The 18708-nt window shown below is 71.0% G+C and carries 14 protein-coding genes; 6 read left to right on the forward strand and 8 right to left on the reverse strand.

The window, feature by feature from the left end; genetic code table 11:
* The first annotated feature begins 101 nt into the window (after window positions 1-101).
* Window positions 102-1154, forward strand: coding sequence for a cytochrome-c peroxidase (locus D6689_03600; protein ID RMH43995.1), 1053 nt, complete (start codon window positions 102-104; stop codon window positions 1152-1154).
* An 18-nt stretch (window positions 1155-1172) separates the two neighbouring features.
* On the opposite strand, the gene D6689_03605 is transcribed toward D6689_03600, so the two are convergent.
* Genes D6689_03605 through D6689_03620 form a run of 4 tightly spaced genes read right to left on the reverse strand, consistent with a single transcriptional unit; the run spans window position 1173 to window position 6256 of the window.
* Window positions 1173-3092 (reverse strand): acetoacetate--CoA ligase, encoded by a 1920-nt coding sequence (locus tag D6689_03605; protein RMH43996.1) that lies wholly within the window; start codon window positions 3090-3092, stop codon window positions 1173-1175.
* A gap of 46 nt (window positions 3093-3138) precedes the next feature.
* Window positions 3139-3783 carry a hypothetical protein gene (locus D6689_03610; protein ID RMH43997.1) on the reverse strand — a complete coding sequence of 215 codons (645 nt, stop codon included), beginning with the start codon at window positions 3781-3783 and terminating at the stop codon, window positions 3139-3141.
* Window positions 3780-5045 carry a carbamoyl-phosphate synthase small subunit gene (locus D6689_03615; protein RMH43998.1) on the reverse strand — a complete coding sequence of 422 codons (1266 nt, stop codon included), beginning with the start codon at window positions 5043-5045 and terminating at the stop codon, window positions 3780-3782. Before D6689_03615 ends, D6689_03610 begins: the two co-directional genes overlap by 4 nt.
* Entirely contained in the window at window positions 4913-6256 is a 1344-nt protein-coding gene (locus D6689_03620) for a dihydroorotase (protein ID RMH43999.1), read from the reverse strand. The genes D6689_03615 and D6689_03620 overlap by 133 nt, the downstream gene beginning before the upstream one ends.
* A 106-nt stretch (window positions 6257-6362) precedes the next feature.
* Here D6689_03620 and D6689_03625 point away from each other — a divergent pair, with 106 nt between their 5' ends.
* On the forward strand, window positions 6363-7097 hold the full coding sequence (locus D6689_03625; GenBank protein RMH44000.1) for a competence/damage-inducible protein A: 735 nt from the start codon (window positions 6363-6365) through the stop codon (window positions 7095-7097).
* Window positions 7094-8356 carry a histidine--tRNA ligase gene (locus D6689_03630; GenBank protein ID RMH44001.1) on the forward strand — a complete coding sequence of 421 codons (1263 nt, stop codon included), beginning with the start codon at window positions 7094-7096 and terminating at the stop codon, window positions 8354-8356. Before D6689_03625 ends, D6689_03630 begins: the two co-directional genes overlap by 4 nt.
* Before the next feature lie 61 nt (window positions 8357-8417).
* Here D6689_03630 and D6689_03635 read toward each other — a convergent pair whose 3' ends face one another.
* Window positions 8418-9467 carry a hypothetical protein gene (locus D6689_03635; GenBank protein ID RMH44002.1) on the reverse strand — a complete coding sequence of 350 codons (1050 nt, stop codon included), beginning with the start codon at window positions 9465-9467 and terminating at the stop codon, window positions 8418-8420.
* 327 nt (window positions 9468-9794) lie between these two features.
* On the reverse strand, window positions 9795-12041 hold the full coding sequence (locus D6689_03640) for a serine protein kinase PrkA (protein RMH44003.1): 2247 nt from the start codon (window positions 12039-12041) through the stop codon (window positions 9795-9797).
* Window positions 12042-12106: 65 nt separating this feature from the next.
* On the opposite strand from D6689_03640, the gene gor reads away from it, so the two are divergent.
* A complete protein-coding gene (gor, locus tag D6689_03645) occupies window positions 12107-13465 on the forward strand; it encodes a glutathione-disulfide reductase (protein RMH44004.1) in 1359 nt (452 codons plus the stop codon).
* A 21-nt stretch (window positions 13466-13486) separates the two neighbouring features.
* Here the strand turns inward: gor and D6689_03650 are convergent, their stop codons facing one another.
* Together D6689_03650 and D6689_03655 are read right to left on the reverse strand one after the other, a co-directional pair.
* Complete coding sequence (locus tag D6689_03650; protein RMH44005.1) at window positions 13487-15343, reverse strand: hypothetical protein; 1857 nt, start codon at window positions 15341-15343, stop codon at window positions 13487-13489.
* Window positions 15344-15508: 165 nt separating this feature from the next.
* Window positions 15509-16681 (reverse strand): hypothetical protein, encoded by a 1173-nt coding sequence (locus D6689_03655; protein RMH44006.1) that lies wholly within the window; start codon window positions 16679-16681, stop codon window positions 15509-15511.
* On the opposite strand from D6689_03655, the gene D6689_03660 reads away from it, so the two are divergent.
* Complete coding sequence (locus D6689_03660) at window positions 16638-17798, forward strand: EAL domain-containing protein (protein RMH44007.1); 1161 nt, start codon at window positions 16638-16640, stop codon at window positions 17796-17798. The genes D6689_03655 and D6689_03660 overlap by 44 nt on opposite strands.
* Before the next feature lie 182 nt (window positions 17799-17980).
* On the forward strand, window positions 17981-18708 hold a 728-nt coding region (locus D6689_03665; protein ID RMH44008.1), incomplete at its 3' end, for a hypothetical protein.

Here is an 18708-nt window from a genome sequence, read left to right on the forward strand (position 1 = left end):
CCCACCCCCGACCGCGCCGACGCCACCCCCCCATTGCTCCAGTCGGAAAGGAGGATCCCGTGACTCGCTCATCCATCTCGCTGTTGTGCGTTTTGCTCGCCATGTCCGCGTGTGGCAAGAAGGCCGGCGAGACGCCCGCGGCCGGCGGCGACGCGGCCAAGCCGGCCACACCGGCGCCACCGGCCGCCGCTGCGACGCCCGACGTGCCGCCGGCGCCGCCGATTCCGCCGCCGCCGCTCGGTCTGCCGCCGACGCCGGCACCCGCCGACAACCCGGACACGGCCGAAAAGGTCGCGCTCGGCGAGCTGCTGTTCTTCGACAAGCGCCTGTCGGACAGCGGCACGTTCGCGTGCGAAACCTGCCACCAGCCGGAAAAGGGCTGGGGCGACGGCCTGCCGCTGTCGCCGAAGTTCAACGGCAAGCTCAACAAGCGCCACTCGCCGACCCTGTTCAACGTCGCCTACGCCAACGAGTGGTACTGGGACGGCCGCAAGCCGACCCTCGAGTCGCAGATCCTGGCCGCGTGGACCGGCCAGGTCGGTGGAACCCCCGACAAGGTCGCCGCGAAGCTCGCGGCGATCCCGGAGTACGCGACGCGGTTTCAGCGCGCGTTCGGCGAGGGGCCGACGGCCGACAACATCCCCAAAGCGCTCGCGTCGTTCCTGCGCATCAAACTGCGCAGCGGAGACTCGCCGTGGGACCGCTACGAGAAGTCCGGCGACGCCAGCGCCGTGAGCCCGGACGCGATCGCCGGCTTCAAGGTGTTCACGGAGACCGCGGCGTGCGCCCTGTGCCACGCGCCGCCGCTTTATACCGACATGCTCTACCACAACGTCGGCGTCGGCTACGAGGGCAACGACAGCCCTGACCCCGGTCGGTTCGCCGTGACCAAGGATCCGAAGGATACCGGCGCGTTCAAGACACCGGGCTTGCGCGGCGTGACGCTACACCCGCCCTACTTTCACGACGGCAGCGGCAAGACGCTCGAGGACGCGGTCGATTTCATGATCGGCGGCGGCTACCGCAAGAACAACCCGCACATCGATCCGAAGCTCAAACCGAAGAAGCTCACCGCGAAACAGCGGGCGCAACTGCTGGCCTTCTTGCGGGCGCTCACGCCGGACACCACCTACCAGCGGCCCAAGCTGCCGTAGCGACCCGGCCCGCACCAGTCACAGCAAGTTCTTGAAGTAGTCGAGCGCTTCGGGGTTCGCGAGCGCGTCGCGGTTGTCGACGGGCTGGCCGTGCATGACGCGCTGCACGGCCAGCTCGACGATCTTGCCGCTGATCGTCCGCGGGATCGCCGGCACCTGGAAGATGCGCGCCGGCACGTGGCGCGGCGACGCTTCCTCGCGGAGTTTGCGGCGAATCGTGCGCTCCAACTCGTCGGTGAGTTGGACGCCGTCGCGCAACACGACGCACAGAATCACCTCGACGTCCCCGTCGACCGGGTGGCCGACCGCGATCGACTCGACGACGTCGGGAATCGACTCGACGACGCGGTAAATCTCGGCCGTGCCGATGCGGACGCCGCCTGGATTCAGGGTCGCGTCCGACCGGCCGTAGATGATCATGCCATCGTGCTCGGTGAGTTCGGCGTAATCGCCGTGGCACCAGACGTTCGGGAACCGGGCGAAATACGCGTCGTGGTAGCGCTTGCCGTCCGGGTCGTTCCAGAAGTAGATCGGCATCGACGGAAATGGGCGCGTACAGCAAAGCTCGCCCTTTTGGCCGCGCACCTCGCGCCCCTGGTCGTCGAACACCGCGACCCGCATCCCGAGCCCCCGCATCTGCAACTCGCCACGGTAGACCGGGCCGATCGGGTTGCCGAGGGCGAAGCAGGAAATGATGTCGGTGCCGCCCGAGATCGACGCGAGGTGGACGTCTCGCTTGATGTCCCGGTACACGTAGTCGAAGCTCTCCGGCAGAAGCGGCGACCCGGTCGACAGAATCGCGCGCACCGACGACACGTCGTGCGTCTTGCGCGGCACGACGCCGGCTTTCTCGATCGACGCGAGGTACTTGGCGCTCGTGCCGAACACGGTGATGCCGACCTCCGCGGCGAACGACCACAGCGCGTCCGGCGCCGGGTAGGTCGGCGACCCGTCGTACAGCACGACCGTCGCCCCGAGCGCGAGCGAACTCACCAGCCAGTTCCACATCATCCATCCGCAGGTCGTGAAGTAGAAGATGCGGTCGTCCCGCTGCACGTCGGTGTGCAGGCCCAACTCCTTCAGGTGCTGGATGAGCGTACCGCCGGCGCCGTGTACGATGCACTTGGGCACGCCCGTGGTGCCCGACGAGTACATGATGTACAGCGGGTGGTTGAACGGCAGTATCGCGAAGTCGATGTCGCCGTCCGGCTGCGCCGCGACGTCCGCAAACCGCACCGCGCCCGGAAGGCCGTCGATCGCCGGTTCGTCGCCGGCGAACGGGATGACCACGGTGCGTTCGACGCTCGGGAGCTGCGCGAGGATGCCGCGGATGCGCGCGAGCGAGTCGATGGCCTTGCCGTTGTACGAGTAGCCGTCCGCGCAAAACAGCACCTTCGGCTCGATCTGGCCGAATCGGTCGAGCACGCCGCGAATTCCGAAGTCCGGCGAGCAGGACGACCAGATCGCGCCGATGCTCGCTGTGGCGAGCATCGCGACGATCGACTCGGGAACGTTCGGAACGAAGCCGGCTACGCGGTCGCCGGCGGCCACGCCCTGTGCCCGCAGCCACCGCGCGACCGCGCTGACCTGTGCGTACAACTCGGCGTACGTGATCGAGCGCCGCCGGCCGCGTTCGTCGCCCGCGACGATGGCCACCTGGTCGTCCCGGTAGCGCAGCAAGTTGGCGGCGAAGTTCAGCCGTGCGTCCGGGAACCAGCGCGCGCCGGGCATCTTGTCGAGGTCGACGACGACGCGGTCGCCCCGCTCGGCCGCCGCGATGTCGAAGAACTCCCACACGGCCGGCCAGAACGCGGCGGGGTCGTCGACCGACCAGCGCCACGCCGACCGCACGTCGGGCTGGCCGACTTGTTTCAGAAAGCGCGTCATGTTCGCGCGCGCGATCCGCTCCGACGACGGCGTCCACATCGGCTCGCTCATGGCCCCGGACTGTACCGCAGCCGCGCGCCGCCCGCGCAACACCGCGCTATCGCGCCATGCCACCGGGCGCGTACACGCGCTCCGGCGCGACGTTCGGGTAGCGCAGCGCCTTGACGCGCAGCGCCGCAATCGCGTCGAGGATGTCGCGCCGATCGCGGCCGGCGGCACGCAGCGCGGCGACCCGTGCCGCCACCGCGCGCCCCGTCGCGGGCGGGTGGTAGCACAGCGCGCGGCCGAACACGACGTGGCCACCGACGCCGACCAGCCGCGCCTCGACCACATCCCCGGCTGAGACGCCGTGCAGGGCGCGCGGCTCGTCCACCGCGAAGCGGGCGCCGCCGATCAGATCGCGCAGCCTCACCCGCCCGGGCTCGATCGCGACGACCTCGAACAGCGACCGGTGCGATCGGATCAGCGCCCGCACCGCATCGCGGCGGTCCGGATCCGGCTCGCCGGCCAGCAGCGACGCCGCCGGCGGCCACCGCTGGCCGTCGCGCACGCGCTCGAATGCGTACCACTCGAGAAATGCCTGCGTCCACGCCTCCCACAGCTCCTCGTCCTCGAACACGCGCCCGCGGCGGTCGTCGAAGTCCGCCCGCGCCCGGGCCACGTCGTCGGCGTCGCCGGCAACTCGTTCGATCACCTCGTCGATGAGTTGGCCGACGAGCCGCGCGGCCTGCTCCGCGGTCACGCCGATTGCCCGCGCATCGCCGCGGCGAAGCGCGCAAACAGGTACGCGGAATCGTGCGGGCCCGGGCTCGCCTCGGGATGATACTGGACGCCGAACACCGGCTTTCCGGCGACCCGAAGGCCCTCCACGGTTCGGTCGTACAGGTTCAGGTGCGTGCAGATCGCGCGGCCGGCAAGCGAGTCCACATCGACGCAGAAGCCGTGGTTCTGCGACGTAATCTCGACCTTGCCGGTGGCGAGATCGAGCACCGGATGGTTGGCGCCGTGGTGGCCGAACGGCAGCTTGTAGGTGCGACCGCCAAGGGCGAGCGCGAGGATCTGATGTCCCAAGCAGATGCCGAAAAGCGGCACGCCGCTGGCCACCAGATCGCGGACCGCATCGACCGCGTACGTGACCGCCGCCGGGTCCCCCGGCCCGTTGGACAGAAACACCCCGTCGGGCGCCAGCGCGAGCGCGTCAGCCGCCGGCGTCGTCGCCGGTACGACCGTGACGCGAATGCCGGCGTCGCGCAGGTCGCGCAGGATGTTGCGCTTGATGCCGAAGTCGTAGGCGACGACGTGGAGTTCGGCCGGCGGCGGCGGCGCGCCCGGGGCGTCCGGCGGCCGCCAGGTCGGCTCGTCCCAGGTGTATCGCTCGGCGCACGTCACCTGTGGCACCAGATCGCGCCCCTCCATCGACGGCGATGCGAGTACGCGGTCGCGCAGTTCCCCCACGTCGACGTCGCCGGTCGCGATCGCGCCGCGCTGGGCGCCGCGGTCGCGGATGCGCCGGGTGAGCGCTCGCGTGTCCACCCCGGTGATGCCGGCGACGCCCGCGTCCGCCAGCAGCGACGCGAGGTCGCCCTCCGCGCGCCAGTTCGACGCGAGCGGCGCCAGCTCGCGGACCACGAACCCCGACGCGAACACGCGGCCGGACTCGAAATCCTCGCGGTTGACCCCGGTGTTGCCGATCTGCGGCGCGGTCATGGCGACGATCTGCCCGCAGTAGCTCGGGTCGGTGAGAATCTCCTGGTAGCCGGTCATCGCCGTGTTGAACACGACCTCGCCGAACACCGTCTCCTCGGCGCCGAAAGCGTCGCCGCGGAACACCGAGCCGTCCTCGAGCACGAGCACCGCCGGGCGGCGCGCGGTCACAGCGCACCTCCGAGTTCGTACACGACGCGGCCGCCGACGATCGTGACGACGGCGCGTCCGCGGACGCGCCGCCCGTGAAACGGCGTGTTCCGCGACTTGGACTCCATGCGATCGCGATCGACCGTCCATTCGAGATCCGGATCGAGGATCGTCACGTCGCCGACCGCGCCGGGAGCCAGGGTGCCGGCGCCCGGTACGCGCAGGTCGAACACCCGCGCAGGCGCCGCGGTGAGCAACTCCACCGCGCGCATCCAGCCGATCGCGCCGCGGGCCACCAGTTCGAGTGTGAGCGGCACCGCCGTCTCGAGGCCGAGCATCCCGCACGCGGCATGTTCGAACTCGACCTCCTTCTCCACCTCGGAGTGCGGTGCGTGATCGGTCGCGATGCAGTCGATCGTGCCGTCGGCGAGCGCTTCGACGATCGCGTCGATGTCGGCGGCCGTGCGCAGCGGCGGCGCCACCTTGGTGGACGTATCGTACGCGAGGCACGCCTCGTCCGTGAGCGTGAAGTGGTGCGGCGTCACCTCGCACGTCACCGGCAGGCCGCGGCGTTTGGCATCGCGCACCAGCGCGACCGTGCGCGCCGTCGACACGTGGGCGACGTGATAGCGCGCGCCGGTCCACTCGACCAGCTCGAGGTCGCGCGCGACCATGACCGACTCGGCCTGCGGCGGCTGGCCGCTGAGGCCCGCGCGCGTCGCCGCGTCCCCCTCGTTCATGGCGCCGCCGGCCGACAGGCTCAGATCCTCGGCGTGCTGGACGACCGGCAGGCCGAACGTGCGCGCATATTCGAGCGCGCGACGCATCAAGCCCGCGCTCATGACCGGGCGGCCGTCGTCGGACACCGCGACGATCCCCGCGTCGCGCATCTCGCCGAATTCGGCGAGCGCCTCGCCCTGCAGACCGCGGGAGATCGCGCCGATCGGCCGCACGCGGACGCCGTCGACCAGCGCGGCGCGCTCGAGGATCAACTCGGTCACTGCGCGGCAGTCGTTGGCCGGCTTGGTGTTCGGCATGCAGCACACCGTCGTGAACCCGCCGGCGGCCGCCGTCCGCGATCCGGACTCGATGTCCTCTTTGTACTCCTCGCCGGGCTCGCGCAGGTGGACGTGGAGATCGATGAGGCCGGGCCCGACGATGCGGTCGGCGGCGTCGATGACGCGGGCGCCGGCCGGCGCCGCGAGCCCGCGGCCGACCTCGGCGATCCGGCCGGCTTCGATCTTCACGTCGGCCGTCGCATCGCGGCCGGCGGCCGGATCGATCACGCGGCCGCCCCGAATCAGCAGGCTGCCTCCCGGCCCACTGCGCGTCGTGTGGCTTTGATCGCGGCGGTCGTCCATGCGGTCCGCGCGGTTCTAACAGGGCCGGACCGCGCCGGCAAGCCCGGGGCTGGCCCGAGCGCCCGCCGCGCTCCGGCCGGCCGAGCGCGGTGGTACAGTGCCGGCGATGGCCCGGACGGCCGGCATCGTCATCATCGGCGACGAGATCCTCAGCGGGAAGTTCGCCGACGAAAACGCCCGCTACCTCATCGGCGCGCTGCGCGAACTCGGCGTCGCGCTGCAGCGCGTGTCCATGATCCCCGACGACGTCGACGACATCGCGGACACGGTCGCCCGCTTCTCGGACCGGTTCGATCTCGTGTTCACGTCGGGAGGCGTGGGGCCGACCCACGACGACGTCACCATGGCCGGGATCGCGCGCGCGTTCGGTGTCGACGTGGTCGTTCACCCGGCCCTCGCCGATGCCATCCGCGCCTTCTTCGGCCCGGAGTTGGCCGAGCGCAACCTGCGGTTGGCCGAGGTCCCTGCCGGCGCCGAGTTGATCGGCGACGGCGGCGACCTGAAGTGGCCAGTCGCGCGAATTCGCAACGTCTACATCCTGCCCGGCGTGCCGGCGCTGTTCCGCCGCAAGTTCGAATCGATCGCCCACCTGTTTCGCGACGTGCCCTGGACGGTAGAGCGCGTGTTCGCGCGAGCCGACGAGGGCGCGCTCGCCCCGCACCTGGACGCCGTCGTCGCCGGGCATCCCGACGTCGCGGTGGGCAGCTACCCGCGCTTCGATGAGCCCGACTATCGGGTGCTCATCACGCTCGAGAGCAAGCACCCCGACGCCGTGCGCGCCGCACGCGCGGATCTGGTTGCGCGGTTGGGCGACATCGTGGTCAGGGTAGAGGAGTCATGACCAGCGAGAAGCTCACGTCGGTGCGCGGCATGAACGACATCCTGCCGCCCGAGTCGGACGCGTGGCGGCAGTTCGAGGATCACTGCCGCGCCATCTTGCACCAGTACGGGTACCGAGAGGTCCGCACGCCGATCGTCGAAGCGACGGCGCTGTTCGCGCGCGGAGTCGGCGAGGCGACGGACATCGTCGAAAAGGAGATGTACACGTTCGCGGACCGCAAGGGCCGATCGCTCACACTGCGCCCCGAGGGCACCGCGAGTTGCGTGCGCGCGTACATCCAGCACGCCGTCCACAAGCGCGAGCCGGTCACCCGCTGGTACTACGTCGGGCCGATGTTCCGCTACGAGCGGATGCAGACCGGCCGATACCGCCAGTTCTGGCAGATCGGAGTCGAGGTGTTCGGCATCGCCGAGCCGACCATCGACGTCGAGATCGTCGCGATGCTGCACCGGCTGTACAGCGAGGTCGGCATCGCCAACACGGTGGTGATCAACTCGGTCGGCGGACGTGCCGACCGGCCGGTGTATCGCGAACGGTTGCTGGCGCACTTCGGTCCGCATCGCGACGCGCTGTGCGGCGACTGCCGGCGGCGGCTCGACAAGAATCCGCTGCGGGTGTTGGACTGCAAGGTGGAGGCGTGCCGCCGCATCATCGCTGGCGCGCCGTCGGTGCTCGATGCGCTCGGCGACGCCAGCCGCGGCCATTTCGACGCCGTCCGGCGCGGACTGGCCGCCGTCGGCGTGCCGTTCGACGTCGACCCGCGCCTCGTGCGCGGGCTCGATTACTACACCGGCACCGTATTCGAGCTGATCACCGCCGACGCGGCGCTCGGCGCGCAGGGTACGATCGTCGCCGGCGGCCGCTACGACGACCTGGTCGAAGACCTCGGCGGCCCGTCCACCCCCGCGATCGGGTTCGCGCTCGGCGTCGAACGAGCGATGTTATTGCTGGGCGACCGCGGGCGCGCAGGCGCCGCCATCGACGTATTCTTCGCCAGCGCCGGCCCCGCCGCCCGCGAGCGCGCGCTCGCGGTGGCCGATGCCGTCCGTCGCGCGGGGTTCGCGGCGGACATGGAGCACCGCGACGTGGGGTTCAAGGCGCAGTTCAAGCGCGCTCACAAGCTCGGCGCCCAGTGGGTCGTCGCGATCGGCGACGCCGAGGCGGCCGCCGGCACGGTGCGGCTCAAGCACATGGAGTCGGGGCAGGAGCGCGAAATCGCCGCCGAGCTGGTGGTCGACGCCCTGCGCGGCGAAGTGTAGCGGCCGCAACCGCCACACCCGTCGGTCGCCTCGGCCGGCGTTCGCGCTCCGCCGCCGGCGACTACGACCGAACGGTGCGGACGACGATCGCGCCGGCGCCGAGCGCCAGCAGTGCGCCGATCCGGCCGAGCCAGCCGAAGCTCCCCTCGCCGCCGGCCGCCGCCGCTCGGCGCACGGCCGCCGCGGGTCGCGCGCGCAGCGCCGGCTCCGCTCCGTTCGCGCGTCCGGCGCCCGCCGCAAACGCGAGCAGCGCGTCCCGGCGCTCCGGCATCGCGCCCCACGACACCGTCTCGATCAACGTGCCGTCGGCGCGGAACGCGGCGACCTCGACGTGGTCACCGATGACGTGCACGCGCAGGTAGTGGTTGACGCGCTCCATGTAGCGCACCGCGTCCCGATCGATCGCCGCCGCGCGCCGGCTCCGCGGGTACAGCGGCGCGCCGCCGCCACCGGTCACGAAGTAGCGCACGCCCCCGCGCTCGGCGCGCTGGTAGTTGTGGTCGTGGCCGCTGAACACGGCATCGACACCGTAGCGCTCGAACAGCGGCGTCCACGCGTCGCGCAGCTGGCTGTGGCCGCCGTGGATCGACACGGAAAACGGCGGGTGGTGCATGACGACGAATACGTGGCGGATGCGGCGGTCGAGTTGCGCGGCCTGAAGCTGCTGCTCGATCCATGCGGTCTGGTCGGTCAGCGCAAAGCTGTAGGCGTTCGAGTCGAGCACGAGGAACCGCGAGTTGCCGTAGGTGAACGCATAGTAGCGCTCCGGGTTGGGCGCGTTCTCCGGCACCGCGAAGTACATGCGATAGTTGTCGGCCGTACGGCCGCGCCCCTGGCGGTCGTGGTTGCCGAGCGCGGGAAACAGGACGTTCTCGGCGAGCAGCTCGCGCTCGATGTCGAAGAACTCCTGCCATTCGGCGAGCGAGCTGCCCTCGTTGACGTAGTCGCCGGTGCCCAGCAGAAAGTCCGGCACTTCGCGGCGGATGCGCTCGACCACCGCACGGTGGGCGCGCGCGTTGGACCGGCTGTCGCCGAACGCGACGAACATGAAGGGCGCATCCGGCTCCGGCGCGGTTGCGAACTCACCTTCGGCCTGCTCGTCGTCGCACACGACGCGATACCGGTAGCGCGTGCCCGCGTCGAGTCCGTCGACGACGACCTCGTGGAGATCCTCCGGCTCGGCCGCCACCGCGCGCGCGACGCGGCCGGCTGCATCGACGACCTCGACGGCGCACGCGCGCTCGCGACTCGACTCCCACATCACCGTGACCGACGACCGGCTCACGTTTTGTAAGTACGGCCCCTTGTCGAACGCACCCGCGCGCGCGGCGCCGCCCACGGCCGCCCACGCGGCAGCGCACGTTATCGCGCAGACTGCGAGGCGCACGCCTTCATGGTAGGCGGCACCGGCCCCGGGGCGCAAGTTCCGCGCCAGCGCCTACTCCGCGTAACGGGCCTTGGCCAACGCGCGCACCGCGTCGCGGGCGCTGGCCTCGATGTAGCCAAACCTGCGCACCAGCGCGTCGATCGTGTCCCGCGCGGCCGCCTTCGCCTCGTCGTCGAGCACGCGGTCCCCGTCGGTGAGGTACGCGACCACGTTGCGGACAGCGCGGCCGACGATCTCGCGCCGCTGGCGGAAGTAGGCGTCTCGCAGCTTGCGGAACTCCTTGGGGAAGATGTGCTCGTAGTCGGCCTTTTGCCCGCGGTGGTCCAGCGACCACGCGCCGATGCGTGCGATCAGATCCTTGCGGAACTCGTCGGCCGGCCCAGTGACCTCGAGGGTGCGCTCCACCTCGCGCATCAACTCCTCGTCCGGGTCCTCGCTGCGCCCCGTGGCCTCGTTGAACACCTTCTCGTTGCGCGTCCAGTACGTGACGTGAGTGACGTACTTGGCAAACAGGCGCTGGTATTCGCCCTCCTCGACCAGGTTGAGCGCCGCGCGGACTTCCTCGTCCACGCGATCGAGCCACTTGCGCCGGGCGATCTCGATGAACTGAGCGTGGTCGTGGTAGCCGCCCGGCAGCGGCTCCTGCTTGAGGAACTCGTACACCGACACCTGCCGGGTGAGTTCCTCGATTTCGGCCAGCACCGCCTCCACCGACACGTAGTCGAACGTGGACGAGTTCGCCGCGTTGAACAACACGGTCTGCATTTCACGAGGGGACGCCCCGGTGCGGCCCTCGTAGCTCGGGTATGCGTCCGACTCGTGCCACAAGTCGGACAGGTGCGCACGCAACAACTTGGCCTGGTCGACCGTGTAGTCGTCCGGCACGGCGCCGGTCGCGTACAGTTCGGCCTTTTGTAGCGGCGTGAGGCGCGCAACCAGATCGGCCACCTGTTTGGGATAGCGTTCCGCGAGCGGTTTGCGCATGCGCGTGAGCACGGCCCACAGTGCCGCGACGTAGGCGCAATGCGGCTGGACGTGCCGATCGCTGGCCGCCTCGCGCAGCTTCTGCGCGTAGATCTGCTCCTCCTGAGTGTAGTCGAGCAGATAGGGCACTCGAATCAGGTCGAGCCGCCCCTTGAACGACTGAAACTCGGGCAGTTCTTTGAATGCGTTGAGGTGGATCTCGTTCGACGTACCGAGGTAGACGAGGTCCAGGTAGAGCGTCGCCGTCTGCAGGCTCACGGTCGATCGCTCCACGGTCGTCAGCAAGTACTTGTAGGCCTCGATCGGGCGCTTGAGCAGATCGGAATATTCGATGAGCCCGCGGTTGGCGCCGACCAACTCACCGCCGTACTCGAACAGCGCGACCGTCTGCAGCGCCGCCGGCAGCGCGGCGATCGACCGGTCGGCCGTGACCTGGCGCTCGGTCGCATCGACGGCGAGCTGCGGCTCGACGGTGACGTAGCCGCAGCGGTAGCGGTGTTGGATGTAGAACCGCTCCACCTGGACGTGGCGCAACACCTTGAGGTAATCGCCCTGGTAGCTGGCGAGCAGCGCCTCGTAGATCGCCTTGTTCTTGGCCGACAGCTGGCCGTATTGGATGTAGTCCGACAGCACGAAGCCGGCGTCGCGCGCGCCCGTGCGCTCCACGATCGATTCGAGCAGGTCCCGGCGGCGCGCGGGAGGAATCAGGAACAGCGGATGGTCGCGCAATTCGTCGACCACCTTGGCGTCGATCATGTCGTCGGGAAGGTAGGCGAACGTATCGCGCGCGTTGACGTCGTCGTAGCCGCCGCCGAAGCCGATGCCCGACTTCGACAACTTTTGCGCGGGAAAGATCCAATTGATGCGATACAGCGCCCCCTCGTCGAGCGTGGAGTAGTGCTGCATTGCGCGGCCGATGCACCGGATCAGCGTCGTCTTGGCCGAGCCGTTCGGGCCGTGCAGCAGCACCAGCTTGTTGGCGGCCCCTTCGTTGACGAAGTTCTTCAGCGCCCGGTAGACGCGGTTTTGCACTTCCTCCTGGCCCACCAGGCGATCGCGGCCGTCCGCCCACGGACAGTCGAACAGCCTGAACCGCCGCACCGTGCCGCGCGGAAACGCGATCTCGTCGGCGCCAAAATAGTCGAAACAGTCCTTGATGTACTGCGGCGCCGACCGGAGCTGGCGATACGACTGCCCGCACAGGTCCAGGTACTCGGCGAACGACAGTACGCGCTTGTTCTTGACGAAGTCTTCGCGAATCGCGTCGCCGACGGCGCGCAGCGCGTCCCCCGGGTCCACCGGCTTGTCCGTCATCGCGGCCGAGTGTAGCAAAGCCTCGGCATGCCGCCGCGGTCATGGCGGGTGATACGCTGCGCGCCATGGCCGACTTCGACTACGATCTGTTCGTCATCGGCGGCGGTTCGGGCGGCGTCCGCGCGGCGCGCATCGCGGCCGGGCACGGTGCGCGCGTCGCGCTCGCCGAAGAGTACCGCTACGGCGGCACGTGCGTGATCCGCGGCTGCGTCCCCAAGAAGCTGTTCGTCTACGCATCGCACTTCGCCGACGACTTTCGCGATGCGGAGGCGTACGGTTGGCGCGTCGGCGCCACGCAGTTCGACTGGCCGACCCTGGTGGCGGCCAAGGACCGCGAGATCGATCGGCTCAGCGCCATCTATGCCGGCTTGCTCGACCGCGCCGGCGTGACGCGGTTCGACGCGCGCGCCCGGCTGGCCGATCCGCACACCGTGGAGGTCGGCGGCCGGCGGGTGACCGCGCGCATCATCCTCGTCGCCACAGGGGGAACGCCGTGGAAGCCGTCGGTGCCGGGCGTCGAGTACGCGCTCACCTCGAACGAGATGTTCCACCTGCCCTCCCTCCCGCGTACGATCCTGGTGGTCGGCGGCGGCTACATCGCGGTCGAATTCGCGTGCATCCTCAGCGGCTTCGGCGTCGCCGTCACGCTGATGTACCGCCGCGACAAGGTGCTGCGCGGGTTCGACGACGACGTGCGCGACGCGGTCCAGGATCACCTCGCGGCCCGCGGCATCGAACTGCGCATGAACGCCAACATCGAGCGGATCGAACGGCTCGAGGGCGGCCGGCTGCGCATGCACCTCGACGGCGGCGGCGCGTTCGAACGCGACGCCGTGCTGTGCGCGACCGGGCGACGCCCCAACACCGACGACCTCGGGCTGCGCGAATGCGGCGTCGACCTCGGGCCGCACGGCGCCATCGTCGTAGACGAGATGTCGCGCACGTCGGTCCCCAGCATCTATGCGGTCGGCGACGTGACCGACCGGATCAACCTCACGCCGGTCGCGTTGCACGAAGGGCATGCGTTCGCCGACTCCGTGTTCGGAGGGAAGCCGCGCCCGGTCGACCACGAGTGCGTCCCGTCGGCCGTGTTCTCGCAGCCGCCGGTCGCGACGGTCGGGCTCACCGAAGCCCAGGCCCGCGACCGCTACCCGAACGTCCACATATACCGCTCGCGTTTCACCCCGCTCAAACACACGCTCACCGGCCGCGGCGACCACAAAACGCTGATGAAGCTGGTGGTCGACGGCGACAGCGACCGCGTTCTCGGCGCGCACATGGTCGGCGACGACGCGCCCGAGATCATCCAATGCATCGCGATTGCGGTGAAGATGGGCGCGACGAAAGCCGACTTCGACCGGACCATCGGCATCCACCCGACGTCGGCGGAGGAGTGGGTCACGATGCGCACCCGCGTCGCGTGACGGCGCGCTGCGCGCACGCCGCTACTTGCGATACGGCACCTCGTAGCCGTCGGCGCGGTAGACGTGCGCGTCGAAGAACCGGCGCAGCTCATCCATCGCGGCCGCGCCGCGCGGCGTGTCGATGATGTTGCGCAGCTCGCGCGGGTCGGCGCGCAGGTCGTAGGCCTCGAGCGTACCGTGGCGCAGGTCGCGGATCGCCTTGATGCCGTCACGGGTGACGAGCGCCTGCTTGAGCCGGCCCTCCGCGGCGATCGGGCGGGTGAGTCGCACGTCGCGCCCGGCGATCAGCGGCACCAGGCTCTGCCCCATGAAATGCGGCGGTGTCGGAAGGCCGAACAGATCGAGCACGGTCGGACCGAGGTCCACCGTCGACACCGGCTCGGCGACGACGCGCGGCGCCACTCCGGGAGCGCGCACGATCAGCGGCACGCGCAGCAGTTCCTCGTACAACGTCGTCGCGTGTTGGTGCGTGCGGTGCTCGCCGAACGCCTCGCCGTGGTCGGAGGTGACGATGAGCACCGTGCGCGACCACAGCCCGCGCCGCCGGAGTTCGTCGACGAGCCGGCCGATCTCCCGATCGACCACGTCGATCTCGGCCACCCACCTGTCCTTCGGACCGCCGCGTTTGCCGCCGCGGTCGTACGGCCAATGCGGGTCCATGAAGTGCATGTACAGAAACAGCGGGCCGTCGCCGTGGTGGTCGATCCGGTCGAGCGCCGGCGCCATCACGTCCTCGGCGAGCGGGAAGTTGAAGTCGGTTTTTACGTGCGATCGGATCTTCGGCTCGACGTCGAAGCCGCGCACGACCCCCATTCCGCCGACGAGCCACCACGCGCTCGCGTAGGTGACCGTCGGAATGCCCGCGCGCTGCACGATCTCCGGAAACCGGGGCGTCGGATCGGCCCACGGCCACAACTCGCCGGTGCGGCCGGCGCCCTTCCGGCTCCAGTACAGCTGCGAAAAGTGCTTGCCCGAAAACAGCGTCGCAAGCGTGTACACCGTCTGAGACCCGGTGCTGCGGGCCACGCGGAAGTCGACGCCCTCGGCCCGCAGCCCGCGCAACACCGGCATGTGGTCGCGCCAGCGCGGCGAGTCGAACACATCGCTGCGTACGGCGTCGATCGTGACGAGGATGACGATCGCGCGGCGCGGGTCCACGAGCCGCTCCGGGCTCGGCGGCACGGCGGGCCGCGTCGCCCGATCGGCGAACCACTCGCCGGCGCCGGCCCGCGCGGGCGCGCGGTCGCGGAAGTGGATCCGCGCCAGAAACGGCGCGAACACCGAGCCGGGCGAGCGCGCCAGTTGCAGCGCGACCGCGTTGCGGGGCCAGCGCGCGACCGTCACGGCGGCGAGCGCCGCGACCGCCGCCAGCCCGACGGCCGCGCGCCGGCGCAGCGGTCGCACCGGCGGCGCCGGTACTCCGACGAGCGCACCGCCGATGAGCGCCGCGGCGGCCCACGCCAGCCACAAGTGCAGCCCGGGATACGCGCCGGGGTAGACCGCGTGGTTGGCGAACGCGGCGGCGCATCCGAGCGCGACCGCCGCGGCGCGCAGGCCGCGCGCCGCCGCCGCGCGCCCGGCGTGCGCCGCGAGCGGGATCGCCGCTGCGGCCGCCGCCATCAGCCCCCAATACGCGGCGTCGCCCCCGAGTTTGCGGGCCGCGCCGGCCAGGTCGTCCGCCAGCGTCCCCATCGCGACCGCGCCCGCGGCCGCAGCCGCCGCAACGGCGCCCCAGCCGCGCATGCGGCGCGGCGCCGCCCGCCGCCACGCGGCCACCGCGACCCCGGTGGCGAGCGCGGCCGCGGCAACGTGGCCCGCGTCGTACAGGTGGTGCAGCCACCGCGCGCGCGCGCCGAACGCCGGCCACGGCACGGTCATGCTGATGGCGATTGCGTTGACGGCCGCGACCGCGCCCCATCCCGCGCCGTAGGCCCACGCCGCTGGCAAGGGTGCGGCGGCCCCCGCCGGCGACGCGGCCCGCCGCCCGCGCGGGCCCCGACTGCGCCGTGCGCTCGTCATCGCGCGTGCGCCGACGCGTGCCGCTTATCGGCGGCGGCGCCGGACGGCGAGCGCACCCACCGCGGCGATCAGCGCCCATGTCGCCGGCGCGGACGTTCCCCCGCTGCGCACCGCGCAGCCGCCCCCGGTGCCGTCGCCGCCAGCCGGCCAGCACGCGCCGCCGGTCCCTGCCGACAGACAGTCGAAGCCGGCCGGGCACGCGTCGGCGACCGTCGGATCGCACGCCGCGGTACAGCGCTGCTCGTCCCCCGAACGCGCGCACATACCCGACCGGCAGTCGGCGTTGCCCTCACACGGGTCGCCGAGTTCGCCCTCGCCCGGCGGCCGGTCGACGCACGCGCCGCCGTCGCACATCTGGCCGGGGCCGCAGTCGCTGTCGCCGCGACAAGAGCTGTCGAGCACGACCGTGATTCGGGCGACCGCCGCGTCGCCGCGGTTGTCGACGGCGCGCGCCTCGATCGTGACCGGCCCGTCGGCCAGCCCGTCCGGCGTGTTGAACACGTAGGGCCGGGTCGTGAGCGTGCCCGACGGCTGGCCGCCGACCACCAGGCTCACCTCGGTGACCTCGTGGTTGTCGCTGGCGTCGACGCTCACGGTGAACCCCGGGCGCACCGTGGCGCCGTCGGCCGGCTCGACGATCTCGACGGTCGGCGGAGTCGGCTCGCCGGCGCCGAACACGTACAGCAGCCGCTGCACGCTGTTTTGCGTCGCCCCCCCGCACTTGCACGCGCGCGGCTCGTACTCGCCGCACTGAGCATCGACGTCCTGGAACGTCTTGGCCCCGCAGCCGGTGAGGTACGTCATCGGGTCGGCGCACAGGTACTCGTGGTCCATGCCGAAGGTGTGCCCCGTCTCCTGCGCGATCACTTCGCAGATCCGCTGCGGATCGTCGCCCCACACCTCGGCGAACGTGAAGTTGATCGCGTTGCCGATGACGCCGCAGGTAGCCGGTGCGACGCCGCCGACGTCGTTCGCGAAGCCGGCATCCTGTGGCGAACCGGCGACCATCGCCTCGAAGTGGGGCGTCGAGCCCGGATCGACGTCAGTGATCTCCACGTCGAACGGCTCGAACATGTTGCGAACGCAACGGACCACCTCGCTCCACGACGCGTCGCCGTACGGATAGGGCGGCAACTGGACGGTCGAGTTGACGATGCTCGATCGATTCGTCCGCGAGTCCTCGACGCCGGGCGTCACGGTGCAGCCGGCGGCGCAGCGATTGAGAAAGATGAGCCGCGTATCGCCATGGGTGCGCAGTTCGGCCGGGTCCACCAGGTGGACGCGCGACGGGTCGACGTCGATGGTGCCGGTCTTCGGGCGGTCGGCCCGCGCAGGGGCGGGCATCGCCGCGGCCGCGGCCGCGATCGGAAGGAGCCAACAGCGTTTGCGCATAGCGGGGTTTCATACACCGAACTGGCCTCCGCGCGGCCGCCGGCGGCCAACCTGCGCTTACAGCGCGCGGCGGCGGCGGCGACCCACCGGGCGGTCAGGTTGCACAACCCTCGAGATTCGCGCGACAATCGACCGACCTCCGATGGCCCGCCGCCCCTCCGATAGCCGGCCTGCGCGAGCCGGCGACCCGGTCGCCGAGCTCGCCGACCTCGAGGCCCGCTTCGAGCGCGCCCTCGCGAGCCTGTCCATGGCCTATCAGCCGATCGTCCGCGCCGCCGACGGCTCGGTGTTCGGCTACGAGGCACTGATGCGCCCCGGAGACCCCGACTTGCCGCATCCGGGCGCCATGCTCGACGCCGCCGAGCGCCTGCACCGGCTGCCCGCCCTCGCCCGCCACATCCGGACGCTCGCGGCGCACGACTTCGCCGCCCAGCCGCCGGACCGCGGCTCCCTGTTCATCAACGTCCACGCGCTCGACCTGCTGGACAAGTCGCTGTCGTCGCGGTGGACGCCGCTGGCGAAGATCGCGAATCGCGTCGTGCTCGAGATCACCGAGCGCGCGTCCCTCGAGGAAATCTCCGATGTGCGCTGGCGAGTCGCGGAGTTGCGCGCGCTGGGTTACCGGATCGCCATCGACGACCTGGGCGCCGGACACGACCGCATGACCCAGTTCGCGCCGGAGGACACCGACATCGTCAAGCTCGACCTGTCGCTCGTGCGCGACATCGATCGCCACCCGGTCAAGCAGCAGCTCGCCGCGTCGATCACGCAGCTGTGCCGCGAAAACGACATCCTCGTGATCGGCGAAGGGGTCGAGCGCGCGGGCGAGGCCGACGTCCTGCGCGAACTCGGCTGCGACCTGCTGCAGGGCTATTACTTCGCGAAACCCGGTCGCGACTTCCCGCTGCCCCGCGCCGTGTAGGGCCGCGCGGACGCCGGGCGCCGCGCGTCCGCCGCGCCGCGCGCCTCGCCGCCGCGGCCCGTCGACCGCGTCGTCGCAGCCGTCAGATCCCGGCCGGCCGTGATCCCGCGCCCCGATCCGGGGTAGGATGCGGGGACCAAGGGGGCACACCGATGGGATCTCTCGCCGCGCAAGCTGGGGGCATGGGCCTTTTTCTGCACCCGATGGCGCTGGCCGCCTACGCGCCGACGCTGTTCGTCGCGATCTACCTGTTGGCGCTGTGGGACGCGCGCCGGGACGGCAGTGACGGCGCGGGCGACCGCCAGATTGGCCTCAAGGCGGCGGTCCACGTATTCGCCCTCATCGGCGTATTCACCGCCGCCGGCGGGCTGCAGGAGATGCTCGGCTACCTGCTCGGCAAGTTCAAAGGCGACGTGTCCAGCGCGCAGATCAAGGCCGGCATCGGCCACCTCCTCGCGGGCGGCGGCGTGTTCGTGCTCGTGTACCTGTTCCTCCTGCCGCGGACCAACTGGCGCGAACGCGACAAGGTCACTCGGCTAGCCGTCGGCGCGGCCGTCGTCGTCCTCGGCATCCTCGCCATCGTCTCGTTCGTCGAGTTCCTCGGCCAGATCCTCTCCGGCGCCGAGTGGGTGCTCAGCGCCCAGATGCTGGCGGGATCGGTCGCGTTCGGCGGCGTGGCATACGTCGCGCTCGACCGGCTCGGCCAGATGAGCGGCTGGGCCGGTCGGCCGTCCGCGCCGGCCGGGTTCCCGCCAGCGGGGGGCTATGACCCGAACGCACAGCCGCAGCAGCCGGGCGTGCCGCCGGCGGGCGGCGGCTTTCCCCCCGCGGGTGGCGGCTACCCCCCCGCGGGTGGCGGCTACCCCCCCGCGGGTGGCGGCTATCCCCCCGCGGGTGGCGGCTATCCCCC

The sequence above is a fragment of the Deltaproteobacteria bacterium genome (genome assembly GCA_003696105.1).
In the GTDB taxonomy this organism is placed as follows: Bacteria; Myxococcota_A; Polyangia; order Haliangiales; family J016; genus J016.